This is a genomic window from Blastococcus sp. SYSU D00813 (assembly GCF_054050735.1).
Window position 1 is genome coordinate 122739 of the sequence record NZ_JBJGZX010000010.1, and the last position, 21197, is coordinate 143935.

Sequence of the window (21197 nt, forward strand, 5' to 3'; positions counted from 1 at the left end):
GCCTACCCTGGTCCGCGTGCCGACCGACGCCCCGACCCGCCTCCCGGCGGCCGAGTGGCGCCGGCGGGCGGAGGAGCACGCGGCACGGGCCGACGGCCTGACCGCCGGGCACCGCGCCCGCCGCGTCCGGGGGGAGCGGCACGCGGTCGAGGACTTCCTCTACACCTACTACGACACGCGCCCCGCGCTGCTGCGCCGCTGGCACCCCGGCGCCGGGGTCGCGCTGCTGCCCGACGACGGGACGCCGGCGCCCCAGGCCGGCACCCGCTGGTACGCCACCGGCGCCGGCGGGGCGGTCGCGCTCGACCCGGCCGCCTACCTGGCCGACCGCGGCGACACGGTGCGGTTCGTCGCCCGGCTGCTCGCCGCCACCGCCGCCCGGCCGGCCTTCACCGGCTGCTTCGGCCTGCACGAGTGGGCGATGGTCTACCGCGCCGACGACCGCCGGCACCCGCTGCCGCTGCGGCTGGGCCGGGCCGGGACCGACGCCGTCGTCGAGGCCTCGGCGATCCGGTGCACGCACTACGACGCCTTCCGCTTCTTCACCCCCCAGGCCGCCGGCCGCAACGCGCTGCAGCCGACCCGGGCGACGCAGGTCGAGCTCGAGCAGCCGGGCTGCCTGCACGCCGGGATGGACCTGCACAAGTGGTCGCTGAAGCTCGGGCCCGCGGTCCCCGGCGAGCTGGCCCTGGACTGCTTCGCGCTCGCCGCCGACGTCCGCCTGCTGGACATGCAGGCCTCCCCGTACGACCTGGGCTCCTACGGCGAGGCGGCCGTGGCGGTCGAGACGCCGGAGGGTCGGGCGGAGTACGCCCGCCGCCAGCGGGCCCTCGCCGACCGCGGCGCCGCCCTGCGGGCGCGCCTGCTCGAGGTCTGCGGCCGGCTGCTCGGCGGACTCCCGCCCGTCGCCGCGCCGTCGCCGGGCCGCCGTACCGTCGCTCCGTGACCTCTCGCTCCGCAGACCCCGTGCGCACCGACCGCTGGCTGGCCCTCGACGGGACCACCAACACCCGCGACCTGGGCGGGCTGCCCACCGTCGACGGCGGGACGACGCGCCCCGGCCGGGTCCTGCGCAGCGACAACCTGCAGACCCTGAGCGAGGCCGACGTCCACCGGCTGGTGCACGACCTCGGCCTGCGCGAGGTGATCGACCTGCGCAGCACCGCCGAGGTGCTCATGGAGGGCCGCGGGCCGCTGCGGTCGGTCCCGGAGGTCACCCACCGCCACTTCAGCCTGCTGCCCGAGCGCGGCCACCACACCGACGTCTTCGCGGTCGAGGAGGCCGAGGTCCCCGAGCTGCCCGGCGGGTGGGCGGAGTCGCTGCTGCCGCGGCAGGTGGCCGAGCAGGACGAGGGCGAGCCGCCGGCCGTGCGCTCCTACCTGGGCTACCTGGACCACCGGCCGGAGAACGTGACCGGGGCGCTGCGCGCGCTGGCCGCCGCGGACGGCGCCTCGGTGGTGCACTGCGCCGCCGGCAAGGACCGCACCGGCGTCATCGTCGCCTTCGCCCTCGCCGTCGCCGGCGTCCCGCACGAGGAGATCGTCGCCGACTACGCGCTGACGGCCGAGATCATCGACGCGCTGGTGGCCAAGCTCGCGTCGTCCCCGACCTACGCCGAGGACATGGAGCGGCGCGAGGTCGCCGTCCACACGCCTCGGGCGGAGACGATGGAGCGGGTCCTGGCGCTGCTCGACGAGCGGCACGGCGGGCCGGTCGGCTGGCTGACGGCGCACGGGTTCGGGCCGCAGGAGCAGGCCGCGCTGCGGGCGAGGCTGCGCGACTGACGGCCCTCAGGCCCCGCGGCGGTCGGCGAGGGCGGCGGCCAGGAGGTCGTCGGCGACGCCCCACTCGCCGGTGTGCACGGCGACGCCCACCGTCGTCCCCACCTGCACCGGCCGGCGGGCCAGCCGGAACGGCTCGGTGAAGCAGGCCCGCACCCGGGTGAGCACCGCCTCGGCGTCCGCCGGGCCGCCCAGGCCCGGCAGCAGGACGGCGAACTCGTCGGCGCCCAGCCGGGCCACCGTGTCCGCGGGCCGGACGGCGGCCCGCAGCCGGGCGGCCACCTGGCGCAGCAGCTCGTCGCCGGCCTGAGCGCCGTGCTCGCCGTTGACGGCGGCGAAGCCGTCGAGGTCGCAGCACAGCACGCCGACCGACTGGTCGGCCCGCACCGCCGTCAGGGCGGCCTCCAGGCGCTCGCGGAGCAGGCCCCGGTTGGGCAGGCCGGTGAGGGCGTCGTGGGTGGCCTGGTGGCGCAGCGTCTCGGCGAGCCGGGCGCGGTCCAGCGCGACCGCCACCGTCGCCGCGGCCGCGCGCAGCCGCTCGAGGGGCTCCCGCTCCGGGGCGGCGGGCGCGCGGCCGGCCGGCCAGCTGGCGGTGGCCACCCCGAGGAAGGCGCCGCCGGCGACGAGGGGCACGGCGAGGGCGTCGGTGGTGCCGCCGGCGCCGAGCAGGTCCCGGACGGCCGGGCTGCAGGTCTCCCAGCGCAGCACCCGCGGCGCGCGGTCGGTGAGCATGCCCACCAGCTCGGGCGTCTCCTCGGCGTACAGCTCCAGCGGCAGGGGGTCGGCCGCGCCGCTGCCGGCGACGGCGCGCAGCCGCCCGGCGCCGGTCTCCCACAGCAGGAGGGTGGTCCGGTCGCAGCCGACGACGCCCGGCAGGGCGGCGGCCGCCTCCGCGCACACGGCGGCCGCGTCGGGCGCGGCCGCGACGGCCGGGCCCAGGGCGAGCAGGGCGGCGGCGCGGGCCGCCTCCACGCGGGCCTGCTCCGTCGCGGCGGCCCGTTCGAGGACGGCGGCGGCCAGCCCGGCGTGGGCCCGCAGCACCGCGGCCAGGTCGACCGCGTCGTCCCCGGCTGCGGCCCCGGCTGGGGCCGCGGCTGCGGGCTGGGCGGGGGACCCGGTGGGCAGGGCGGCCAGGCGGCCGTGCCAGCGGCGCCCGGAGACGACGTCGACGACGACGGCGCCAGGAGCCGGGCTACCGCCGGCGACGAGCACCGCGGCGAGGCCGGGGACCTGCTCCTCCGGGACCCCGACCGCCCGCGGGAGCACCCCGTCACCGTCGGCGGCGGTCACCGCGAGCAGCAGGCCGGTGCCCGGCAGCGCCGCGGACGCGCGGGCGAGCAGGTCGCCGAGCGCGTCGGCGGCCTCGGCGCCGGAGGCGAGACCGGCCGCGGCGGCCGCCAGCGCGGCCAGGTGCGCGGACGCCGGCGCCGCGGCGGGGGCGGGCGCGCGGTGCCGGCGGCGCAGCGGCCCGCTCCGGTCTGAGGTCCTCACCCGCACCGCATCGGCACGACGGGCCTCCCGGTTGAGCGCGACCGCCTCGTGCGAGGGGGGGTTGACCGCACCACCGGACCGGCGTATCACTAATGCATACCCCTAGGGGGTATTAGCACCCAGTCGAGGAGGACGCCATGGACCAGCGGACCGCACCGGACCCGCGCGAGCACGCGGTCGTCGCGCACGAGCACGCCCACGGTGGGCACCGGCAGGGACCCGGCCGGGTCAGCTGGTCGTCGGCGGCACAGGCCACGCTGCACTGCCTCACCGGGTGCGCCATCGGCGAGGTGCTCGGCATGGTGATCGGCACGGCCCTCGGCTGGCCGGAGGGGGCGACGATCGCCCTCGCGGTCGCCCTGGCCTTCGTCTTCGGTTACGCGCTGACGGTGCGCGGCGTGCTGCGCGCCGGCCTGCCGTTCCGCGCCGCGGTGCGGGTGGCCCTGGCCGCCGACACGGTGTCGATCGCGGTCATGGAGCTGGTCGACAACGGCGTCATGGTGACCGTGCCGGGCGCGATGGAGGCGGGCCTGGCGAACGGCCTGTTCTGGGGCGCGCTGGCGTTCGCGCTCGCCGTGGCCTTCGTGGTGACCCTGCCCGTCAACCGCTGGCTGATGGGCCGCGGCCGGGGGCACGCGGTCGTCCACGCGATGCACTGACGCAGGACGGGCCCCGGACGCCGCGCGGCGCCCGGGGCCCGGGGCCCGGTCAGCGTGCCGCGACGTCGCCGCCGGGCACGGGAGCGGGACGTCCCCGCCGCTTGTGCCGGTACATGTCCGCGTCCGCGGCGCCCAGCACCTCGCCGGCCCTGCCGTGCTCGCCGGAGTGGACTCCGACGCCCACGCTCGTGCCGACGTCGACCCGGCGGCCACCGAGCTGGAACGGTTCGGCGAAGCAGGCGTGCAGGCGCTCGACCACCTGCGCGGCGTCCTCCGGCCCGGACAGCCCCGGCAGGACGACGGCGAACTCGTCGCCGCTGAGCCGGCCCACCACGTCGCCCGGCCGGATCGCGCCGCGCAGCCGCGCGGACACCTGCCGGAGGAGCTCGTCGCCCGCGGCGTGCCCCAGCGTGTCGTTCACCTGCTTGAAGCCGTCGAGGTCGCAGAAGAGGACCGCCACGTGCCGGTCCGCCGGGTTGCCGGCCAGCGCGCTCTCCAGTCGCTCGAGGAGGAGCCCGCGGCCGGGCAGGCCGGTGAGGGCGTCGTGGGTCGCCTGGTGGCGGACGGTCTCGAGCAGCCGGGCCTTCTGCAGGGCGGTCGCGCCCTGGTCACCGACGCCGCGCAGGCGGGCGAGGACGTCGCTGCTCCGGGACGGCGCCGGAGAGCCGGCGGCCCAGGAGGCGGTGGCCACCCCGAGGAGCGCGGACCCGGCCAGCAGGGGGACGGCGACGACCTCGGCGACCCCCAGGCGGGCGAGCAGGTCGTCGAGCACGGGACTGGTGGCCCCGACGGTCAGGGAGCGCGGCTCCCGGTCGGTCAGCATGCCGACCAGCTCGGGGACCTCCTCGGCCACGAGGACGGCCCGCGCGAGCACCTCGGTCGCCTCCGGCTCCAGGCCCTCGGACGCGGCCGCGCGCAGCGCACCGGACGCCGGGTCCCACAACAGCACCGAGGCGCTGGTGCAGCCGACGACGCCCGGCAGCGCCGCGGCCACCTCCCGGCACACCGCCGCCGCGTCCGGCGCAGCCGACAGCCGGTGCGCGAGCCCGAGCAGTGCCTCGGCGCGGCGCGCCTCCAGGCGGGCCTCGTCGAGCGCCATGACGAGGTCCAGCGCCGCCGCGGCGTGGCCGGCGTAGGCCGCGAGCATGTCGCGTTCCGCGCCGAGGCCGCCACCACCGGGCCGGTTCAGGGCCGCCAGCCGGCCGTGGTGCCGGCGGGCCGAGCGCACGTCCACCGACACGACACCGGCGCCGAGGTCCTCGCCGGCGAGCAGCCGCCGGGCGAGGTCCGGGACCTGCTCGGCGGGGAGGCCGGACGCGTGCACGAGGGGCGGTCCGCCCTGCGGGGCGGACACCGCGAGCAGGTAGCCCGGCGCGAGGACCGCGGCCGCGGCCCGTTCCACGATCCGGTGGAGCACCGCCTCCAGGTCGTCGGCGGCCACCAGGTCCGCCGCGGCCGACTGCAGCGAGCGGAGCTGGCCGCGGAGGGCGGCGAGCTCGGCGTCCCGACCGGCTCCACCACCGCGCCACCAGCGGGGACGGCGGTCCCACGTCAGGTGGTAGACGCAGGCGGGGGAGCCGTCGGACTCGCACTCCTCGTGCACGACCGTCGCCGGCCGCATCCCGAAGACGGTGGGGACCATCCCGATGAGCCCGCGGGCGTAGTCGCAGTCGAGCCGCGAGTGCCGGTACCCCTCGTGCAGGCGGTACCGGATGGTGGCGGACGAGGCGTCGGCGGTGACGATCTCCATCGTCGACGTGGTGCTGAAGTTGCCGACCGCCCGCGGCAGCTTCCGGTAGACCTGCCGGGGGGAGCCGAGGGCGCGCACGAGCAGCACGACGGCGGGGTTCATCCCCCGGCCCAGCGACTCCGCGCCCACGCGGAACATGGTCTCGGGGTCGCCGAGCACCTCCGTGGCGGCGGTGAACAACCGGATCCGCGTCTCGTAGCTCGTCCACCGCGAGGGCAGCGAGAGCTCCTCGGCGCCCAGCGCGGTCCCGGCGCGACGCAGCACCTCGTCGACGGCGGCGTCACCTCCGTGCTCCCGCACGTACGCGAGGACCAGGGCCGTCGTGACCCCGGACGTCTCCCGCGGCTCCTCCGCGTGCCCCGCCCGGGACCCCTCCGCCGCCGGGTCTCCCCCGTCCTGCATCTCCACGGGATGCGTATCGGCTCGGTTCAGCCTCGCATCCACCCCCGGGCACCCCGTCCGGGTGAGTCCGCCGCACCGCAGCGCCGGGACACGACAGCGCCGGGTCACGACAGCGCTGGGACGACAGCGCCGGGACGACAGCGGCCCCGCACCCCGGTGGGGGTGCGGGGCCGCGGGGCGGACGGCTCAGCGGCCGTTCGCGATGGTCAGCAGCTCGTCGCGCAGGGCGGGGCTGGGGGCACGGAACAGCGCACGCTCCAGGGCCCGCCGGGTGCGCGAGGCCTGCCGACGCTGACGCCAGGTGGACACGGTGCTCATCGCTGCTCTCCGGATGTCGTCGTTGTGGTGACATCCGTAGTAAAGCAGGTGGAGCGACCGATATTCCTGAGGATCGCAGGCGAGTCGGTGTGATCTCCTACGGAAGTTCACCCGGTGGAGAGGTGCGCGCCGTCATCCCGCCACCAGCGCGGACCGTGCCGCGGCCCGTGCGGCGGCCGGGTCTGCGGCGCCGAGCGCCGCCTCGGCGGCGCGCCGGCAGTCGGCGAGGGTCACCGTGGCCAGGCGGGCACCCACCCCCGGCACGGACGACGCGGCGCAGGACAGCGAGGTCACACCCAGGCCCACCAGCACGCAGGCCAGCAGGGGGTCGGCGGCCGCCTCTCCGCACACCCCGACCGGCTTCCCCGCGCGCGCCCCGGCGTCGGCGGTGTGCCGGACGAGAGTGAGCAGCGCCGGCTGCCACGGGTCGGTGAGGTCGGCGAGCTCCCCGGAGAGGCGGTCGGCCGCGAGGGTGTACTGCGAGAGGTCGTTGGTGCCCAGCGACAGGAAGTCGACGTGCCGCAACAGCCGGTCGGCGAGCAGCGCCGCCGAGGGGACCTCGACCATGACGCCGGGCACCAGGCCGCGGGCGCGCACGCGCGCGGCGAAGTCGGCCGCCTCGGCCTCGGTGGCCACCATGGGCGCCATCACCCAGGGCACCTCGCCGGTGCGCCGGGCGGCCTGCGCGATCGCGTCGAGCTGACGCTCCAGCAGGCCGGGGTCGCGGCGGGCCACCCGCAGTCCCCGGACCCCGAGCGCCGGGTTGGCCTCGGCCGGCGGGGTGGCGAAGGCCAGCGGTTTGTCCGAGCCGGCGTCCAGGGTGCGGACGACGACGCGGCGACCGGCACACGCGGCCAGCACGGCGGCGTAACCGTCGGCCTGCTCCTCGACCGAGGGCTCCTCCGCCCGCCCGAGGAAGGCCAGCTCGGTGCGCAGCAGCCCGACGCCCTCCGCCGCGGCGTCCATCGCCGTGCGCGCGCCGGCGCCGTCCTGCACGTTGGCGAGCAGCTTCACCGCGACGCCGTCCCGGGTGACCGCCGGTCCCCGGTAGGCGGCCAGCGCGGCGGCGATCTCCTCCGCCTCGGCGACCCGGGCCCGTGCCGCCGCCTCGTCCGGGTCGACGGTGACGGTCCCGTGCTCGCCGTCGAGCAGCACGGTGGCGCCGGCCGGGACGTCGTCCAGCCCGGCGACGGCCACCACGCAGGGCAGCCCGAGCTGCCGGGCGATGATCGCCGTGTGGCTGGTCGCGCCACCCTGCGAGGTCGCCAGCCCGACGATGCGGGTGGGGTCGAGGCCGGCGGTGTCGGCGGGGGCGAGGTCCTCGGCGAGCAGCACGGAGGGCACCTCGGGGGCCGGGACGCCGGGCTCGCCCTGGCCGGTGAGCTCCGCGACGATCCGGTCGCGGACGTCGCGCACGTCGGTCACCCGCTCCGCCATGAGCCCGCCGAGGCCGGTGAACAGGTCGACGAACTGCTGCGCGGCCGCGACGGTCGCGACCGCCGCCGGGGAGCCCCCGTCGATCCGCTGCTCGACGGCGGCCAGCAGCCCACGGTCCCGCGCCAGGCCCGCCGTCGCTGCCAGCACCTCGGCGCTCGCGCCGGTCGCGGCGCCCGCCCGGGCGGCGAGCCGGTCGGCGACCCGGCCGGCCGCGGCCGCGAAGCGCTCCTTCTCCGCCTCCCGCGCGTCCTCGGCGACCCCGTCCGCCGGCCCCTCCGGCAGGCGGACGGAGCCGGAGGGCCGGACCACGGGCCCCCACGCGACGCCGGGGACGACCGGGGTGCCGGTCAGGACGGTGCGCGCGGCGGCGGGAGCGGGAGAGGACATCGGTACCTCGCTGGGGGTGGCGGGCGGGCGGGGCGCGAGGCGGGACGGCGTCGGCCCGCTGGTGGTGACCAGCCTCACGAATCGGTGTTGACTTGTCAACGTAACCAACGTAGAACAACACCAACACAGACGCGAAACCAACAAACCGGACATGACGCGAGGGGGCACCGTGTACGCGGAGGAGCGGCAGCAGGCGATCGCCGGCCTCGTGGCCGACCGCGGCCGCGTCGCGGTCACCGCACTGGCCGAGGACTTCGGCGTCACCACCGAGACGATCCGCCGCGACCTCGCCGTCCTCGAGCGCGCCGGCGCCCTGCGCCGGGTGCACGGCGGCGCCGTGCCGGCCGGCGCGCTCACCCTCGCCGAGACCGCGCTCGGCGAGCGGACGGCGACCCGGCTGGAGCACAAGCGCAAGATCGCCACCGCCGCCCTCGACCTGCTCCCCGACACCGACGGCAGCCTCCTGCTCGACGGCGGCAGCACGACGGCGGCCCTGGCCGAGCTGCTGCCGCCCGACCGGCGGCTGTTCGTCGCCACCAACTCCGTGCCGATCGCCGCGCGGCTGTCCACGGCACCGGGGCTCACCGTGCACGTGCTGGGCGGGCGGGTCCGCGGCATCACCCAGACCTCGGTGGGCGAGACGCCGGTCCGGGCGCTGGGCGAGCTGCGGCTGGACGTGGCGTTCCTCGGCGCCAACGGCGTCACCGCGACCCACGGGTGCACCACCCCGGACGAGGCGGAGGCCTCGGTGAAGCGGGCGATGGTCCGCGCCGCGCAGCGGGTCGTCGTGCTCGCCGACAGCAGCAAGCTCGGGCGCGAGCACCTCGTGCGCTTCGCCCGGGCCGACGAGGTCGACGTCCTGGTGACCGACGCCGGCGCCGACCCGCAGCACGTCGGCGCCCTCGAGGACGCCGGCGTCGAGGTCGTGGTGGCGTGAGCGGGCGCCGCGTCGTCACGCTGACGGCCAACCCGAGCATGGACCGCACCCTCGTCCTCCCCGGCCTGCTCGAGCGCGGCGCGGTCGCCCGGCTGGGCGCGAGCACCACCGAGCCCGGCGGCAAGGGCGTCAACGTGTCGCGGGCGCTGGCCGCCGCGGGCGGCGAGGTCGTCACCGTCCTGCCCGCCGCGCTCGACGACCCGATCGTCACCGCGCTGCGCCGGCTCGAGCTGCCGATGGCCACGGTCGACGTCCCGACCCCCGTCCGGACCAACTACAGCCTGACCGAGCCGGACGGCACCACCACCAAGCTCAACGAGCCCGGCGCGCCGCTGGACGCGGCCACCCGCGCCGCCCTGACCGACGCGCTGCTGCGCGCGGCCGACGGCGCCGCCTGGGTGGTGCTGGCCGGCTCCCTGCCGCCGGGGACGCCGGTCGACTGGTACGCCGAGCTGGTGCGGGCGCTGCGGCCCACCGGCGCGCGGATCGCCGTCGACACCTCCGAGGCGCCCCTGCTGGCGCTGCTGGCCGCCGGTCCGGCGTCGGCGCCGGACCTGCTCAAGCCCAACGCCGAGGAGCTGGCGCAGGTCGCCGGCACCAGCGAGGCCGCGCTCGCCGCCGACCGCGCCGCCCTGCTGGCCGCGGTCGACGGCCTGCACGCCGGTGGCGTCGGCGAGGTGCTCCTCACCCTGGGTGCCGACGGCGCCCTCCTGTCGACCGCGGCGGGCGGCCGCACCACCGCCCGCCCGCCGCGGATCACCGTGCGCAGCACGGTCGGTGCCGGGGACTGCAGTCTCGCCGGGCACCTGCTGGCCGACCTGGCCGGCGCCCCACCGGAGGAGCGGCTGCGCCGCGCGGTCGCCTCGGGCGCCGCCGCGGCCGGCCTGCCCGGCTCCGCCGTCCCCACCCCGGCGCAGGTCGACAGCGTGGCCGCCTCCGTCGTGACCGCCCCGCTCCCCGAGCGGGACCTCCCGTCCCCCGTCGCGCCCGCCGGGTCCGACGTCCCCTGACGCACCTCGGAGAGGTCCGCATGTCCGCACTGATCACGCGTGAGCTCGTCACGCTGGACGCCGCCCTCGGCGCCGACAAGGAGGCCGTGGTCCGCCGGCTCGCGGCGCTCGTGGCCGAGGCCGGCCGCGCCACCTCGGGCGACGGGCTGGCCGCCGACGCCCTCGCCCGCGAGGCGCAGGCCGCCACCGGCCTGCCCGGCGGCATCGCGATCCCGCACTGCCGCTCCGGCGCGGTCACCGAGGCCTCCCTGGCCTTCGCCCGCCTCTCCCCCGCCGTCGCCTTCGGCGCTCCCGACGGCCCGGCCGACCTCGTCTTCCTCATCGCGGCGCCCGAGCACGGCGACGCGGACCACCTCACCCTGCTGACGGCGCTGGCCCGGGCGCTCGTCCGGCCGGAGTTCGTGGCCTCGCTGCGCGCGGCCGGCTCGGCCGACGAGATCGTCGCCCTGGTGCAGGAGGTCGTCGCCCCCGAGCCGGCGCCCACCCCGGCGGCCACCGCTCCGGCACCCGCTGCCGCCGCTGCTCCCCCGGTCGCCCCTGCTCCCCCGGCCGCCGCCGCCCGCAGCCTCGTGGCCGTCACCGCGTGCCCGACCGGTATCGCGCACACCTACATGGCCGCCGACAAGCTGACCGCCGCCGCGCAGGCCGCGGGCGTCGTGCTGCACGTGGAGACGCAGGGCTCCTCGGGCTCCACGCCGCTGGACCCCGAGGTCATCCGGGCCGCGGACGCCGTCGTCTTCGCCGTCGACGTGGGCGTGCGCGACCGGGAGCGGTTCGCCGGCAAGCCCGTCGTCCAGTCCGGGACCAAGCGGGCCATCAACGAGCCCGACGTCATGATCCGCGAGGCGCTCGCCGCCGCCGACGACCCGCAGGCCCGCCGGGTCCCCGGCACCGCCGGCGGCGCCGAGGCGGCCCCCGCGGCCGGGCCCCGCCCGGGCACCGGCGCGGAGATCCGCCGCTGGCTGCTCACCGGTGTGAGCTACATGATCCCGTTCGTCGCGGCCGGCGGTCTGCTCATCGCGCTGGGCTTCCTCTTCGGCGGGTACCAGATCGTCAACGGCAACCCCGACGTCGACGGGCAGAGCTACGCGCTGAGCTGGGTGCTGAACAACTCGTTCGTGGACCTGCCCAGCGCGCCCGGGGTCGAGGGCCTCAACGACGGCTTCCTCGGCTACCTCGGCGCGGTGTGCACCGTGCTCGGGCAGGCCGCGTTCGGCTTCCTCGTCCCGGCGCTGGCCGGGTACATCGCCTACGCGATCGCCGACCGGCCCGGCATCGTGCCCGGCTTCGTCGTCGGCGCCGTCTCCGTCACCGTGGGCGCCGGCTTCATCGGCGGCCTGGTCGGCGGCATCATCGCCGGCTTCGCCGCCCTGTGGATCAGCCGCTGGAAGCTCCCCGCCGGCGTCCGCGGCCTGCAGCCCGTGGTGATCATCCCGCTGCTGGCGACGCTGATCTCCAGCGGCCTCATGGCCGTGGTCCTCGGCCGGCCGCTGGCCGCGGCGCTGGAGGGCCTCGGCGACTGGCTCAACGGCCTCACCGGCTCCGCCGCCGTCGTGCTCGGGATCGTGCTCGGCCTGATGATGTGCTTCGACCTCGGCGGCCCGGTGAACAAGGCGGCCTACGTCTTCGCCACCACCGGCCTCACCGCGGCGCTGGCCGGCGACGGTGGCGAGCAGCAGCTGGTCATCATGGCCACGGTCATGGCCGCCGGCATGGTGCCGCCGCTGGCCATGGCGCTGAGCACGCTGGTGCGGCCGGGCCTGTACACGCCCGCCGAGCGGGACAACGGCAAGGCCGCCTGGCTGCTGGGCCTCTCGTTCATCTCCGAGGGCGCCATCCCGTTCGCCGCGGCCGACCCGCTGCGGGTCATCCCCTCGATGATGCTGGGCGGCGCCACCACCGGCGCGATCGTCGCGGCGGCCGGGGTGGAGCTGCAGGCCCCGCACGGCGGCATCTTCGTCTTCTTCGCCATGGACGGCGTCCTGTGGTTCGTGCTCGCGCTGATCGCCGGCACGGTCGTCGGCGCCGCCGCCGTCACGGTCGCCAAGGGCATCGGCCGGCCGAAGGCGGACGTCGTCCCCGAGGACGCGGTCGACCTGGCCCACGCCCACGCGGCGACCAGCACCGTCCCCGCCCAGCCGGTCCGGGCGTAGTGCGGCAGGCTCGACCCAGCGTCCCCAGCAGCGAGGAGAGGCACTGATGCCCAGTCAGACCGTCACCGTCGGTTCCCGCGTCGGGCTCCACGCCCGGCCGGCGGCCCTGATCGCCGAGGCCGTGGCCAAGAGCGGCGTCCCGGTCACCCTGGCCACCCCCGGCGGCGCGCCCGTCGACGGCGGGTCGGCGCTGATGATCATGACCCTCGGGGCCAAGCAGGGCGCGGAGGTCGTCGTCACCAGCGACGACGAGGCGACCCTGGCCCGGATCGCCGACCTGGTGGCCGCCGACCTCGACGCCGAGTAGCCACCGCTGCGCACGACGGCGCCCGTCCCCCGGTGAGGGGGGACGGGCGCCGTCGTGCGTTCGCGGAGCGGCTCAGGCCTGGTCGGGCCGGGAGACGTCGCCGCGCCAGGCACCGGTCTCGGTGCCGCGCTTCTCGATGAACTCCTTGAACCGCTGGGCGTCGGCCTTCACCTGGCGGTCGTCGAAGCCCAGCGCCGCGCCGGCCTTCTCGACGATGCCCTGCGGCTCCCAGTCGATCTGGATCATGACGCGGGTCTTGCTGTCGTCGAGCCGGTGGAAGGTGACCACACCGGCGTGCTTGGCGTCACCGCTGGTGCTGGTCCAGGCGACCCGCTCCTCGGGGTGCTGCTCGGTGATCTCGGCGTCGAACTCCCGCTTGACGCCGTCGATGCTGGTGACCCAGTGGGTGTGGGTGTCGTCGATCTGGGTGATCCGCTCGACGCCGCCCATGAACTCCGGGAAGGACTCGAACTGGGTCCACTGGTCGTAGGCGACCCGGATCGGGACGTCGACGTCGACGGACTCCTGCACGCTGGCCACGGTCGGCCTCCTCTGTCTCGGGGTGTCGGTCGTGTCCGGCCTACCCACCTCGCGGGGGCCGGACACACGCATCCGGACAGGTCAGCGGAGCGCGGCCGCGACGCTCCCCCGCACGGGCCGGCCCTCGAGGAGCAGCATCTGCGCCAGGTGGTAGGCGTCGGCCTGCCCGGACCAGGTGTCGCCGGAGACCTCGCCGGCCGGGGTCAGCTCGTGGTGCCAGCTGCCGGTCGCCGGGTCGGCGAAGCGCTCCTCGCCGTGCGCCCGCCAGGCCCGTGCCAGCCCGGCGGCGCGGTCGTCGCCGGTGACGGCGTGCCGCACGTGGGCCGCGGCGACCGCCTCGCACAGCACCCAGTGCAGCCGGGCGCCGACGACGGGCCGGTCGTCCCAGTCCAGCGTGTACGGGAAGCCGGGCTCCCCGTCGGCCGCCCAGCCGCGCCCGGCCGCGGCGTCGAACAGGGCGAGGGCGTCGTTGAGCAGCCAGGCCGGTGCGTCGTCCCCCAGGGCCGCGCGCAGGTGCAGGCACAGCCGGGCCCACTCGAACTGGTGCCCGACGGTGACGCCGTAGGGCCGGAACGGGTCCGCCGGCCGGTCCCGGTTGTGCTCGGGGAGGGGCTCCCAGCGGGGCGTGAAGTGCTCGGGCAACCGCCAGCCGCGTTCGCGGGCCCACCCGTGCACGACCCGCTCCGTGCTGCGCAGCGCCCGGTGCCGGAGGGTGGCCGCGGTGGCCGGCTCCTCGGCGGCGAGGGCGTCGGCGGCGGCCAGGGTCGCCTCGACGCCGTGCATGTTGGCGTTGGCGCCGCGGTAGTCGCCGCAGACCGCCCAGTCGCGGCTCCACTCCTCCACCGCCAGGCCCGCGCCGTCGTCCCAGAACCGGCCGTCCCACACGGCCAGCGCCTGCCCCAGCAGCTGCCGGCCGCCGTCGATCCCGGCGGCGGTCGCGGTGGCGCCGGCGAGGACGGCGAAGGCGTGCACGTAGGCCGCCTTGGTGTCGTCCTCCTCGGCGGCCCGCCAGCCGCCGAACTCCGCGTCGTGCAGCGGCCCGTCGAGCAGCGCCGCCACGCCGTGCCGGGCCAGGCCCGCCGCGCCCGGGCGGCCGAGCAGGTGCGCCAGCCCGAAGACGTGGGTCATCCGGGCGACGACGTAGGTCTCCTGCGGCCGGTCCTCCCGCTCGCCGTCGGACCCGAGGTGGCCGAAGCCGCCCTCGGGGACCCGCGAGCGAGCGGCGAAGTCCAGCAGCCGGCCGAGGTCGGTCACCGGGCCCGCCGTCCCTCGGCCAGGGTCCGCGCGATCTGCAGGGCGGCCCACCCGATCGCGACGAACAGCACGATCCGCAGCAGCCCGGCGCCGACGACCGCCCCGCCCGACGAGGTGGTGGCCACGACGACGTCGAGCAGCACGAGCGCGAGCACCGCGGGCAGCAGCAGCGCCCCGGGCCGGGCGCCGGCGGCGGCCTCCCCGTCGGCTCGCGAGCCCAGGACGAGGAGGCCGGCGACGAGGCCGCAGAGGTGGCCGGCCGCCTGGACCAGCCACGGCAGGAGGCCGGGGTCGGAGGCGGGCCGGGTGCCGGCGAGGAGGATGGCGGCGCCGGTGCAGGCGGCGAGGACCAGCACCAGGCGCAGCGCCACCCGCAGCCGGTCCACCCGTTCTCCCCTCGCCGGCACCACCCTCTCAGAACGCGAGCGCCGCGGCCGGGTCGTGCAGCACGGCCCCGACGTCGGCGAGGAACCGGCTGCCGAGCTCGCCGTCGACCACCCGGTGGTCGAACGACAGCGCCAGCGTGGTCACCTGCCGCGGCACCACCCTGCCCTTGTGCACCCACGGCATCGGCCGGACCGCGCCGAAGGCGAGGATCGCCGACTCGCCGGGGTTGAGGATCGGGGTGCCGGTGTCGACGCCGAACACCCCGATGTTGGTGATCGTGATGGTGCCGCCGGCCATGTCGGCCGGGGAGGTGCGCCCGGCGCGGGCGGTCTCGGTGAGCTCGGCGAGGGCCCGGGCGAGGTCGGGCAGGGCGAGCCGGTCGGCGTCCTTGACGTTGGGCACGAGCAGGCCGCGCGGGGTGGCGGCGGCGATGCCGAGGTTCACGTGCCCGGGGACGACGATCTCGCGGGTCGCCTCCTCCCACCGGCTGTTCACCACCGGGTGCCGGCGCACCGCGAGCAGCAGCGCCTTCGCCACGAACAGCAGCGGGCTGACCTTGACGCCGGCGAACTCCGGCCGGGCGGCCAGCCGGGTGCGCAGCTTCATCGTGCGGGTGACGTCGACGGTGAGGAACTCCGTCACGTGCGGCGCGGTGAACGCGCTGGCCACCATCGCCGCCGCGGTGTGCTTGCGGACGCCGCTGACCGGGATCCGCTGCTCCCCCGCCTGCCCGGCCGCGGCGCCGGGGGCCACGGTCGCAGCCGCTGCCGGGGTCGCCGCGGGAGCCGGGGCCGCGGCCGCCGCCTCGACGTCGGCCCGCGTGATCACCCCGCCCGCGCCGCTGCCGGTCAGCCCGGTCAGGTCCACGCCCAGGTCGCGGGCCAGCTTGCGGACCGGCGGCTTGGCCAGCGGCCGCGGCCGGCCGGTGCCGTGCGGCGCCGGGCGGGAGGGGGCGGCCGCCTCCTGCAGGGCGTGCGCCTCGGCGGCGCGGCCGACCTCCAGCCCGCCGTGGCGGACGGGCTTGGTGTCGAGGTCGGGCACGGTGGCGAGCAGCGGGGTCCGCGACGGGGCGGGCGCAGCGGCCGCGACGGGCGCCGTGGCGCGGGCGGCGACGTCCGTCCCGCTGCGGCGGGGCCGCCGGCGGGCCTCGGTCGTCCGCGGCCCGTAGCCGACCAGGTTGGGCGTGCGCTCGGCGCCGCCCCCACCGGCCCCGTCCCCGGCCGGGGTCTCGCCGCCGACGTCGATGGTGACGATCGGGGCGCCGACCTCGACCGTGCTGCCGGCCTCGTGCAGCAGCTCGGTGACCGTGCCGGCGAACGGCGAGGGCAGCTCGACCGCCGCCTTCGCCGTCTCCACCTCGCACAGCGGCTGGTTGATCGTCACCTGGTCGCCCACGGCGACCAGCCACTGCAGGATCTCGCCCTCGGTGAGGCCCTCGCCGACGTCGGGGAGCCTGAACTGACGGAGCACCGCGGCCACCCCCTCAGAAACCCATCGCGCGGTCGACGGCGTCGAGCACGCGGTCCAGGTCCGGCAGGTACTCCTCCTCCAGCCGGGCCGGCGGGTAGGGGACGTCGTACCCGCCCACCCGCAGCACCGGCGCCTCCAGGGAGTGGAAGCACTCCTCGGTGACGCGCGCGGCGATCTCGGCACCCATGCCGAGGGTCACCTGCGCCTCGTGCACGACGACGCAGCGGCCGGTGCGGCGGACCGAGTCGTACACCGGGCCGAGGTCGAGCGGGGAGAGGGTGCGCAGGTCGACGACCTCCAGCGAGCGGCCCTCGCCGGCCGCGGCCTCGGCGGCCTGCAGCGCCGTCTTCACCATCGGGCCGTAGGCCAGGACCGTGACGTCGTCGCCGCCGCGGACGACCCGCGACCGGAACAGCGGCTCGGGCGTGGCGTCGAAGTCGACCTCGGCCTTCTCCCAGTACCGGCGCTTGGGCTCGAGGAAGACGACCGGGTCGGGCGAGGCGATCGCCTGCTGGATGCCCCAGTAGGCGTCGACCGGGTTGCTCACCGCGACGACCTTGAGCCCCGGCGTGTGCGCGAAGTAGGCCTCGGGGCTCTCGCTGTGGTGCTCGACGGCGCCGATCCCGCCGCCGAAGGGGATGCGGACGACGACGGGCATCCGCTGCCGGCCCTGCGAGCGGGCCGACACCTTGGCGACCTGCGTGATGATCTGGTTGACGGCCGGGAAGACGAACCCGTCGAACTGGATCTCGCAGACCGGGCGGTAGCCGCGCATCGCCAGGCCGACCGCGGTGCCCACGATGCCCGCCTCGGCCAGCGGGGTGTCGACGACGCGGGCCTCGCCGAAGTCCTTCTGCAGGCCGTCGGTGATGCGGAAGACCCCGCCGAGGCGGCCGATGTCCTCGCCCATGAGCACGACCGTCGGGTCGTCCTCCATGGCGCGGCGCAGGCCGAGGTTGAGCGCCTTGCCCAGGGTGAGCACCTCGGTGGCCATCAGTGGCTCCCCTCGAACGAGGCCTGGTAGGCCGTGAACTGCTCGCGCTGGGCGGCCAGCGGAGGGGTCTGCTCGGCGTAGACGGCGTCGAACATGCTCTCCGCCGGCGGCGGGTCCATCTCCACCGTGCCCCGCCGGATGCGGGCGGCGAGCTCGTCGGCCTCGGCGTCGACCTGCGCGAAGAACTCCGCGTCGGCCGTCCCCTCGCGGGCGAGGTGGACCTTGAGCCGGGCGATCGGGTCGCGCAGCTTCCACTCCTCCAGCTCGTCGGCCAGCCGGTAGCGGGTCGGGTCGTCGGAGGTGGTGTGCGCGCCCATCCGGTAGGTGAAGGCCTCGATGAAGGTGGGCCCCTGCCCCTCCCGGGCGGCGGCCAGCGCCGCGCGCGTGACGGCGAGGACGGCGAGGACGTCGTTGCCGTCGACCCGCACGCCGGGGAAGCCGAAGCCCGCGGCCCGCTGGAACAGCGGCACCCGCGACTGCCGCTCGATCGGCGCGCTGATCGCGTACTGGTTGTTCTGGCAGAAGAAGACCACCGGCGCCTGGAACGACGAGGCCCAGATCATCGCCTCGTTGACCTCGCCCTGGCTGGTCGCGCCGTCGCCGAGGAAGGCCAGGACCGCGGACTCGGCGCCGTCGCGCTGCACGCCCATCGCGTAGCCGGTCGCGTGCAGCGTCTGCGCGCCGATGACGATCGTGTAGAGGTTGAAGCCGGTCGCCGCGGCGTCCCACCCGCCGTTGTCCACGCCGCGGAACAGGCTCATCACGTGCAGCGGGTCGACCCCGCGCACCCAGGCGACGCCGTGCTCGCGGTAGGTGGGGAAGGCCATGTCGTCGGGCCGCAGCGCGTGCCCGGCCCCGACCTGGGCGGCCTCCTGGCCGAGCAGCGAGGCCCACAGGCCGAGCTCGCCCTGCCGCTGCAGCGCGGTGGCCTCGACGTCCCACCGGCGGACCAGCACCAGGTCCCGGTAGAGGCCGCGCAGCTCTTCGGCCGAGAGGTCGATCGAGTAGGTGGGGTCCTCGACGCGCTCGCCCTCGGGGCTGAGCAGCTGCACGAGGTCGGGCTGCGGGGGCAGGTGCGGCGCGCCGGCACCCGGCACCGGCTCGGCCACCTCGGGGGGCACCGTGGGCATGGGGCATCTCCTCGTCGTCTCCCGCGGCCCCGGGGTCACCGGGCGGCCGTGGTCGGCTGGACGTGCAGTGGCACCGGGGTGTGGCGCCACTCACATCATCGTGACACGACGCGTCCCGCGGCGAGCAGATCACCCGGTCGGACGACTGCGCAAGGATGCTCGGACGTCCAAAGCAGATCGCTCAGTCCTTGGACGTGCAGGCATGCCACACTGCGCAGTGTGCCGCCCCTGGACGCCACCGACGCCCGCCTGCTGCAGGCCCTGGCCGAGGACCCGCGCGCCTCGGTGATGGCGCTGTCGCAGCAGCTGGGCCTGGCCCGCAACACCGTGCAGGCCCGGCTCGCCCGGCTGGAGGCCGGCGGCGCGCTGACGTCCTTCACCACGCGGGTGCGCCCGGAGGCCCTCGGGTACCGGCTCGAGGCCTACATGACGGTGCAGGTCGTGCAGCGCAGCCTGAGCGACGTGGGAGCGGCGCTCGGCGGGCTCGACGAGGTCGTGGAGGTGACCGCCCTGTCCGGGGTCGCCGACCTGCTGGTGCGCGTGGTGGCGGTCGACGCCGACGACCTGTGGCGGATCAGCGAGCAGGTGCTGGCGATGCCCGGCGTCGAGCGCACCGACACCGCGCTGGCCATGCGCCGGCTCGTGGAGCACCGGGTCGACCCGCTGCTGCGCCGCGCGGCCGGCGGTCCCCCCGGCTGACGGCCCGGGTTGCCGCGTCGTGGCCCGGGTAGGGCGGTCGCGCCACCGTCCCGGGAGGAGGGCACGTGCCGCTGGACCCGACCGACCTGCTCGCCGAGCTGCTGCGCACCTACGGGCCGGTGGGCCGGGAGGACGACGTCCGGGACGTGGTGCGGCGCGAGCTGGAGCCGCTGGCCGACGAGACGTGGGTGGACGCCGCCGGCAACCTCGTCGCGCTGGTGCGGGGGTCCGGCGGCGCGGACGCCGGGCCGGTCGTGCGGGTGACGGCGCACCTGGACGAGCTGACGATGCTGGTCAAGCGGGTGGAGCCCGACGGCACGCTGCGGGTCACCTCGCTGGGCGTGATGTACCCGGGCAACTTCGGGCTGGGACCGGTCGCCGTCCTCGGGGACGCCGAGACCCTCACCGCCGTCCTCACCCTCGGGTCCGAGCACACGACGACCGACAGCACGCGGATCTGGGAGACCAAGCCCGACCAGGGCGACAAGGCGCTGGACTGGTCGCACGTGTACGTGTTCACCGGCCGGACGGCGGAGGAGCTGGCGGCCGCCGGCGTGCACCCGGGCACCCGCGTGTGCCTGCACGCGGACCGGCGGGGGCTGACCCGGTTCGGCGACTTCCACGGCTCCTACTTCCTCGACGACCGCGCCGCGCTCACGGCGGTGGTGCGGGCGGCCGCGCTGCTGCGGGAGGACGGGGGCCGCCCGCCCGCCGACGTGTACCTCGTGGCCAGCACCAGCGAGGAGATGGGCGGCATCGGCGCGACGTACGCCAGCCGCGTCCTGCCCGGGGAGGTCACCCTCGCGGTGGAGGTCGGGCCCGCCGAGGCGGAGTACCAGGTGACCGTGGACGGCGGCCCGGTGGTCGCCTACGCCGACGACTCGGTGGCCTACGACAAGCGGGTCTGCGACCACCTCGTCGCGCTCGGCCGGGAGGTCGGCGTCGAGCCGCAGACGGCGGTCTGGCAGTCGTTCGACTCCGATGCCTCGCTGTCCAAGGCCTCCGGGCAGACGCCCCAGGCGGCGCTGCTCTCGCTGCCCACGCTGTCGACCCACGGCTACGAGGTCATGCACACCGGCACCGTCGAGCGCGCCGCCCGGCTGCTCGCCGAGTACCTGCGCCGCCCCGCCCCCGGCAGCTGACCCCGCCTCCCGCTCGACGAGGTCTGCGCACTCGCCGGCACCAGCCGCTGACGGCGACCACGGTGCAGACCTCGTCAGCGGGGACGGCGGATCCGCACCGGTCCGCGCGCGGTGGCCACGTGGACGACCGCCCCGCGCTGGGTCACCTCGACCTCCCCGGCGGCGGCCAGCCGGCCCGCGGCCGCACGGGCGGCCGGCATGAGCTCCCGCCAGCCGTCGGGGTCGACCGCGCGGGCCGCCTCCGACGGGCAGATGGTGGCGCCGGCCGCACGAGCGCCGAGCAGCGCGGTGATCCGCTCCTCGAGCGCGCGGTCGACGTCGTCCACCCCGCCAGGGTCGGCCGAGCCCGGGCCGGCCGCCACACGGGTGTGCTGGTCAACGCCCCGGGTACCTCCCGCGCATGGCGAGGCAGACCCCGATCGGGACCATCGGCAAGGGCCGCCGGGGCATCAGCCCCCTCGGCTGGGCGCTGCGCGGGGCCGCGGCCGGGGCGGCGGCCAGCACCGCGCTGAACGCCGTCACCTACGTGGACATGGCCGTCCGCGGCCGGGGCAGCAGCTCCACGCCCGAGCGGACGGTGGAGGCGCTGGCCGAGAAGGCGCACCTGACGGTCCCCGGCGACGAGGAGACCCGGCGGAACCGCGTCCAGGGGCTCGGCCCGCTCACCGGCCTGGTGGCCGGCGTCGGGGTGGGGGTGCTCACCGGGTTGGCCCGGGCGGCCGGGTTCCGCTCCCAGTGGCTGGTCGGCACGCTGCTGACCACCACCGGGGTGCTCGTGGCCGCCAACGGGCCGATGACGGCCCTGGGCATCACCGACCCGCGCACCTGGTCGGCGACCGACTGGGCCAGCGACCTCGTGCCGCACCTGGTCTACGGCGCGGTGCTCAAGTCGACGATGGACGCCTTCGACCGCCCCTGATGGAGGACCCCGTCCTCCTCACCGCCCGC

Annotated in this window: 21 protein-coding genes; 10 read left to right on the forward strand and 11 right to left on the reverse strand. The window is 77.0% G+C overall.

Going from position 1 to position 21197, the window contains the following annotated elements; genetic code table 11:
• Positions 1–16 precede the first annotated feature (16 nt).
• Complete coding sequence (locus tag ACI8AX_RS09615; RefSeq protein WP_456549580.1) at positions 17–946, forward strand: 3-methyladenine DNA glycosylase; 930 nt, start codon at positions 17–19, stop codon at positions 944–946.
• Complete coding sequence (locus ACI8AX_RS09620; RefSeq protein WP_456549581.1) at positions 943–1785, forward strand: tyrosine-protein phosphatase; 843 nt, start codon at positions 943–945, stop codon at positions 1783–1785. Before ACI8AX_RS09615 ends, ACI8AX_RS09620 begins: the two co-directional genes overlap by 4 nt.
• Positions 1786–1791: 6 nt before the next feature.
• On the opposite strand, the gene ACI8AX_RS09625 is transcribed toward ACI8AX_RS09620, so the two are convergent.
• The gene (locus ACI8AX_RS09625; protein ID WP_456549582.1) at positions 1792–3273 is read right to left on the reverse strand and encodes a diguanylate cyclase domain-containing protein; all 1482 of its coding nucleotides are present in this window, start codon (positions 3271–3273) and stop codon (positions 1792–1794) included.
• Positions 3274–3410: 137 nt separating this feature from the next.
• Here ACI8AX_RS09625 and ACI8AX_RS09630 point away from each other — a divergent pair, with 137 nt between their 5' ends.
• Positions 3411–3932: a DUF4396 domain-containing protein gene (locus ACI8AX_RS09630; RefSeq protein WP_456549583.1), complete on the forward strand. Its 522-nt coding sequence runs from the start codon at positions 3411–3413 to the stop codon at positions 3930–3932.
• A gap of 49 nt (positions 3933–3981) precedes the next feature.
• Here the strand turns inward: ACI8AX_RS09630 and ACI8AX_RS09635 are convergent, their stop codons facing one another.
• The 3 genes from ACI8AX_RS09635 to ACI8AX_RS09645 form a co-directional block, all read right to left on the reverse strand.
• The gene (locus ACI8AX_RS09635) at positions 3982–6084 is read right to left on the reverse strand and encodes a diguanylate cyclase domain-containing protein (protein ID WP_456549584.1); all 2103 of its coding nucleotides are present in this window, start codon (positions 6082–6084) and stop codon (positions 3982–3984) included.
• A 186-nt stretch (positions 6085–6270) separates the two neighbouring features.
• Positions 6271–6402: a hypothetical protein gene (locus tag ACI8AX_RS09640; protein WP_409328432.1), complete on the reverse strand. Its 132-nt coding sequence runs from the start codon at positions 6400–6402 to the stop codon at positions 6271–6273.
• Between the two features lie 132 nt (positions 6403–6534).
• On the reverse strand, positions 6535–8226 hold the full coding sequence (locus tag ACI8AX_RS09645; protein WP_456549585.1) for a phosphoenolpyruvate--protein phosphotransferase: 1692 nt from the start codon (positions 8224–8226) through the stop codon (positions 6535–6537).
• Positions 8227–8377: 151 nt separating this feature from the next.
• Here ACI8AX_RS09645 and ACI8AX_RS09650 point away from each other — a divergent pair, with 151 nt between their 5' ends.
• From ACI8AX_RS09650 to ACI8AX_RS09665, 4 genes are read left to right on the forward strand one after another with little or no spacing between them, the layout of a single operon-like run.
• Positions 8378–9163: a DeoR/GlpR family DNA-binding transcription regulator gene (locus ACI8AX_RS09650; protein ID WP_456549586.1), complete on the forward strand. Its 786-nt coding sequence runs from the start codon at positions 8378–8380 to the stop codon at positions 9161–9163.
• Positions 9160–10173 (forward strand): 1-phosphofructokinase family hexose kinase, encoded by a 1014-nt coding sequence (locus ACI8AX_RS09655; protein ID WP_456549587.1) that lies wholly within the window; start codon positions 9160–9162, stop codon positions 10171–10173. The genes ACI8AX_RS09650 and ACI8AX_RS09655 overlap by 4 nt, the downstream gene beginning before the upstream one ends.
• A gap of 20 nt (positions 10174–10193) precedes the next feature.
• Positions 10194–12326 carry a PTS fructose transporter subunit IIABC gene (locus ACI8AX_RS09660; protein WP_456549588.1) on the forward strand — a complete coding sequence of 711 codons (2133 nt, stop codon included), beginning with the start codon at positions 10194–10196 and terminating at the stop codon, positions 12324–12326.
• Between the two features lie 46 nt (positions 12327–12372).
• On the forward strand, positions 12373–12633 hold the full coding sequence (locus ACI8AX_RS09665; RefSeq protein ID WP_456549589.1) for an HPr family phosphocarrier protein: 261 nt from the start codon (positions 12373–12375) through the stop codon (positions 12631–12633).
• A gap of 72 nt (positions 12634–12705) precedes the next feature.
• On the opposite strand, the gene ACI8AX_RS09670 is transcribed toward ACI8AX_RS09665, so the two are convergent.
• From ACI8AX_RS09670 to pdhA, 6 genes are all read right to left on the reverse strand, one after another.
• Positions 12706–13173 (reverse strand): SRPBCC family protein, encoded by a 468-nt coding sequence (locus ACI8AX_RS09670; protein ID WP_456549590.1) that lies wholly within the window; start codon positions 13171–13173, stop codon positions 12706–12708.
• Positions 13174–13254: 81 nt separating this feature from the next.
• Positions 13255–14427: an AGE family epimerase/isomerase gene (locus ACI8AX_RS09675; RefSeq protein ID WP_456549591.1), complete on the reverse strand. Its 1173-nt coding sequence runs from the start codon at positions 14425–14427 to the stop codon at positions 13255–13257.
• Entirely contained in the window at positions 14424–14813 is a 390-nt protein-coding gene (locus ACI8AX_RS09680; protein WP_456549592.1) for a hypothetical protein, read from the reverse strand. The genes ACI8AX_RS09675 and ACI8AX_RS09680 overlap by 4 nt, the downstream gene beginning before the upstream one ends.
• A 28-nt stretch (positions 14814–14841) precedes the next feature.
• The gene (locus ACI8AX_RS09685; RefSeq protein ID WP_456549593.1) at positions 14842–16284 is read right to left on the reverse strand and encodes a dihydrolipoamide acetyltransferase family protein; all 1443 of its coding nucleotides are present in this window, start codon (positions 16282–16284) and stop codon (positions 14842–14844) included.
• Positions 16285–16297: 13 nt separating this feature from the next.
• Complete coding sequence (locus ACI8AX_RS09690) at positions 16298–17278, reverse strand: alpha-ketoacid dehydrogenase subunit beta (RefSeq protein ID WP_456549594.1); 981 nt, start codon at positions 17276–17278, stop codon at positions 16298–16300.
• On the reverse strand, positions 17278–18408 hold the full coding sequence (pdhA, locus tag ACI8AX_RS09695) for a pyruvate dehydrogenase (acetyl-transferring) E1 component subunit alpha (RefSeq protein WP_456549595.1): 1131 nt from the start codon (positions 18406–18408) through the stop codon (positions 17278–17280). The genes ACI8AX_RS09690 and pdhA overlap by 1 nt, the downstream gene beginning before the upstream one ends.
• Before the next feature lie 219 nt (positions 18409–18627).
• Between pdhA and ACI8AX_RS09700 the strand changes: the two genes are divergently transcribed.
• Positions 18628–19107, forward strand: a complete 480-nt coding sequence (locus tag ACI8AX_RS09700) for an Lrp/AsnC family transcriptional regulator (RefSeq protein WP_456549596.1) — start codon at positions 18628–18630, stop codon at positions 19105–19107.
• A 65-nt stretch (positions 19108–19172) separates the two neighbouring features.
• The gene (locus tag ACI8AX_RS09705; RefSeq protein ID WP_456549597.1) at positions 19173–20249 is read left to right on the forward strand and encodes a M42 family metallopeptidase; all 1077 of its coding nucleotides are present in this window, start codon (positions 19173–19175) and stop codon (positions 20247–20249) included.
• 74 nt (positions 20250–20323) lie between these two features.
• Here the strand turns inward: ACI8AX_RS09705 and ACI8AX_RS09710 are convergent, their stop codons facing one another.
• Positions 20324–20575 carry a DUF3253 domain-containing protein gene (locus ACI8AX_RS09710; RefSeq protein WP_456549598.1) on the reverse strand — a complete coding sequence of 84 codons (252 nt, stop codon included), beginning with the start codon at positions 20573–20575 and terminating at the stop codon, positions 20324–20326.
• Between the two features lie 74 nt (positions 20576–20649).
• On the opposite strand from ACI8AX_RS09710, the gene ACI8AX_RS09715 reads away from it, so the two are divergent.
• Positions 20650–21168, forward strand: coding sequence for a hypothetical protein (locus ACI8AX_RS09715; protein ID WP_456549599.1), 519 nt, complete (start codon positions 20650–20652; stop codon positions 21166–21168).
• Positions 21169–21197 lie beyond the last annotated feature (29 nt).

Bases quoted from the DNA above. Each gene is read 5' to 3' on its own strand.
- ACI8AX_RS09715 (WP_456549599.1), top strand. From the start codon at position 20,650: ATGGCGAGGCAGACCCCGATCGGGACCATCGGCAAGGGCCGCCGGGGC.
- pdhA (WP_456549595.1), bottom strand. From the start codon at position 18,408: ATGCCCACGGTGCCCCCCGAGGTGGCCGAGCCGGTGCCGGGTGCCGGC.
- ACI8AX_RS09645 (WP_456549585.1), bottom strand. From the start codon at position 8,226: ATGTCCTCTCCCGCTCCCGCCGCCGCGCGCACCGTCCTGACCGGCACC.
- ACI8AX_RS09640 (WP_409328432.1), bottom strand. From the start codon at position 6,402: ATGAGCACCGTGTCCACCTGGCGTCAGCGTCGGCAGGCCTCGCGCACC.
- ACI8AX_RS09660 (WP_456549588.1), top strand. From the start codon at position 10,194: ATGTCCGCACTGATCACGCGTGAGCTCGTCACGCTGGACGCCGCCCTC.
- ACI8AX_RS09690 (WP_456549594.1), bottom strand. From the start codon at position 17,278: ATGGCCACCGAGGTGCTCACCCTGGGCAAGGCGCTCAACCTCGGCCTG.
- ACI8AX_RS09650 (WP_456549586.1), top strand. From the start codon at position 8,378: ATGACGCGAGGGGGCACCGTGTACGCGGAGGAGCGGCAGCAGGCGATC.
- ACI8AX_RS09630 (WP_456549583.1), top strand. From the start codon at position 3,411: ATGGACCAGCGGACCGCACCGGACCCGCGCGAGCACGCGGTCGTCGCG.
- ACI8AX_RS09635 (WP_456549584.1), bottom strand. From the start codon at position 6,084: ATGCAGGACGGGGGAGACCCGGCGGCGGAGGGGTCCCGGGCGGGGCAC.
- ACI8AX_RS09665 (WP_456549589.1), top strand. From the start codon at position 12,373: ATGCCCAGTCAGACCGTCACCGTCGGTTCCCGCGTCGGGCTCCACGCC.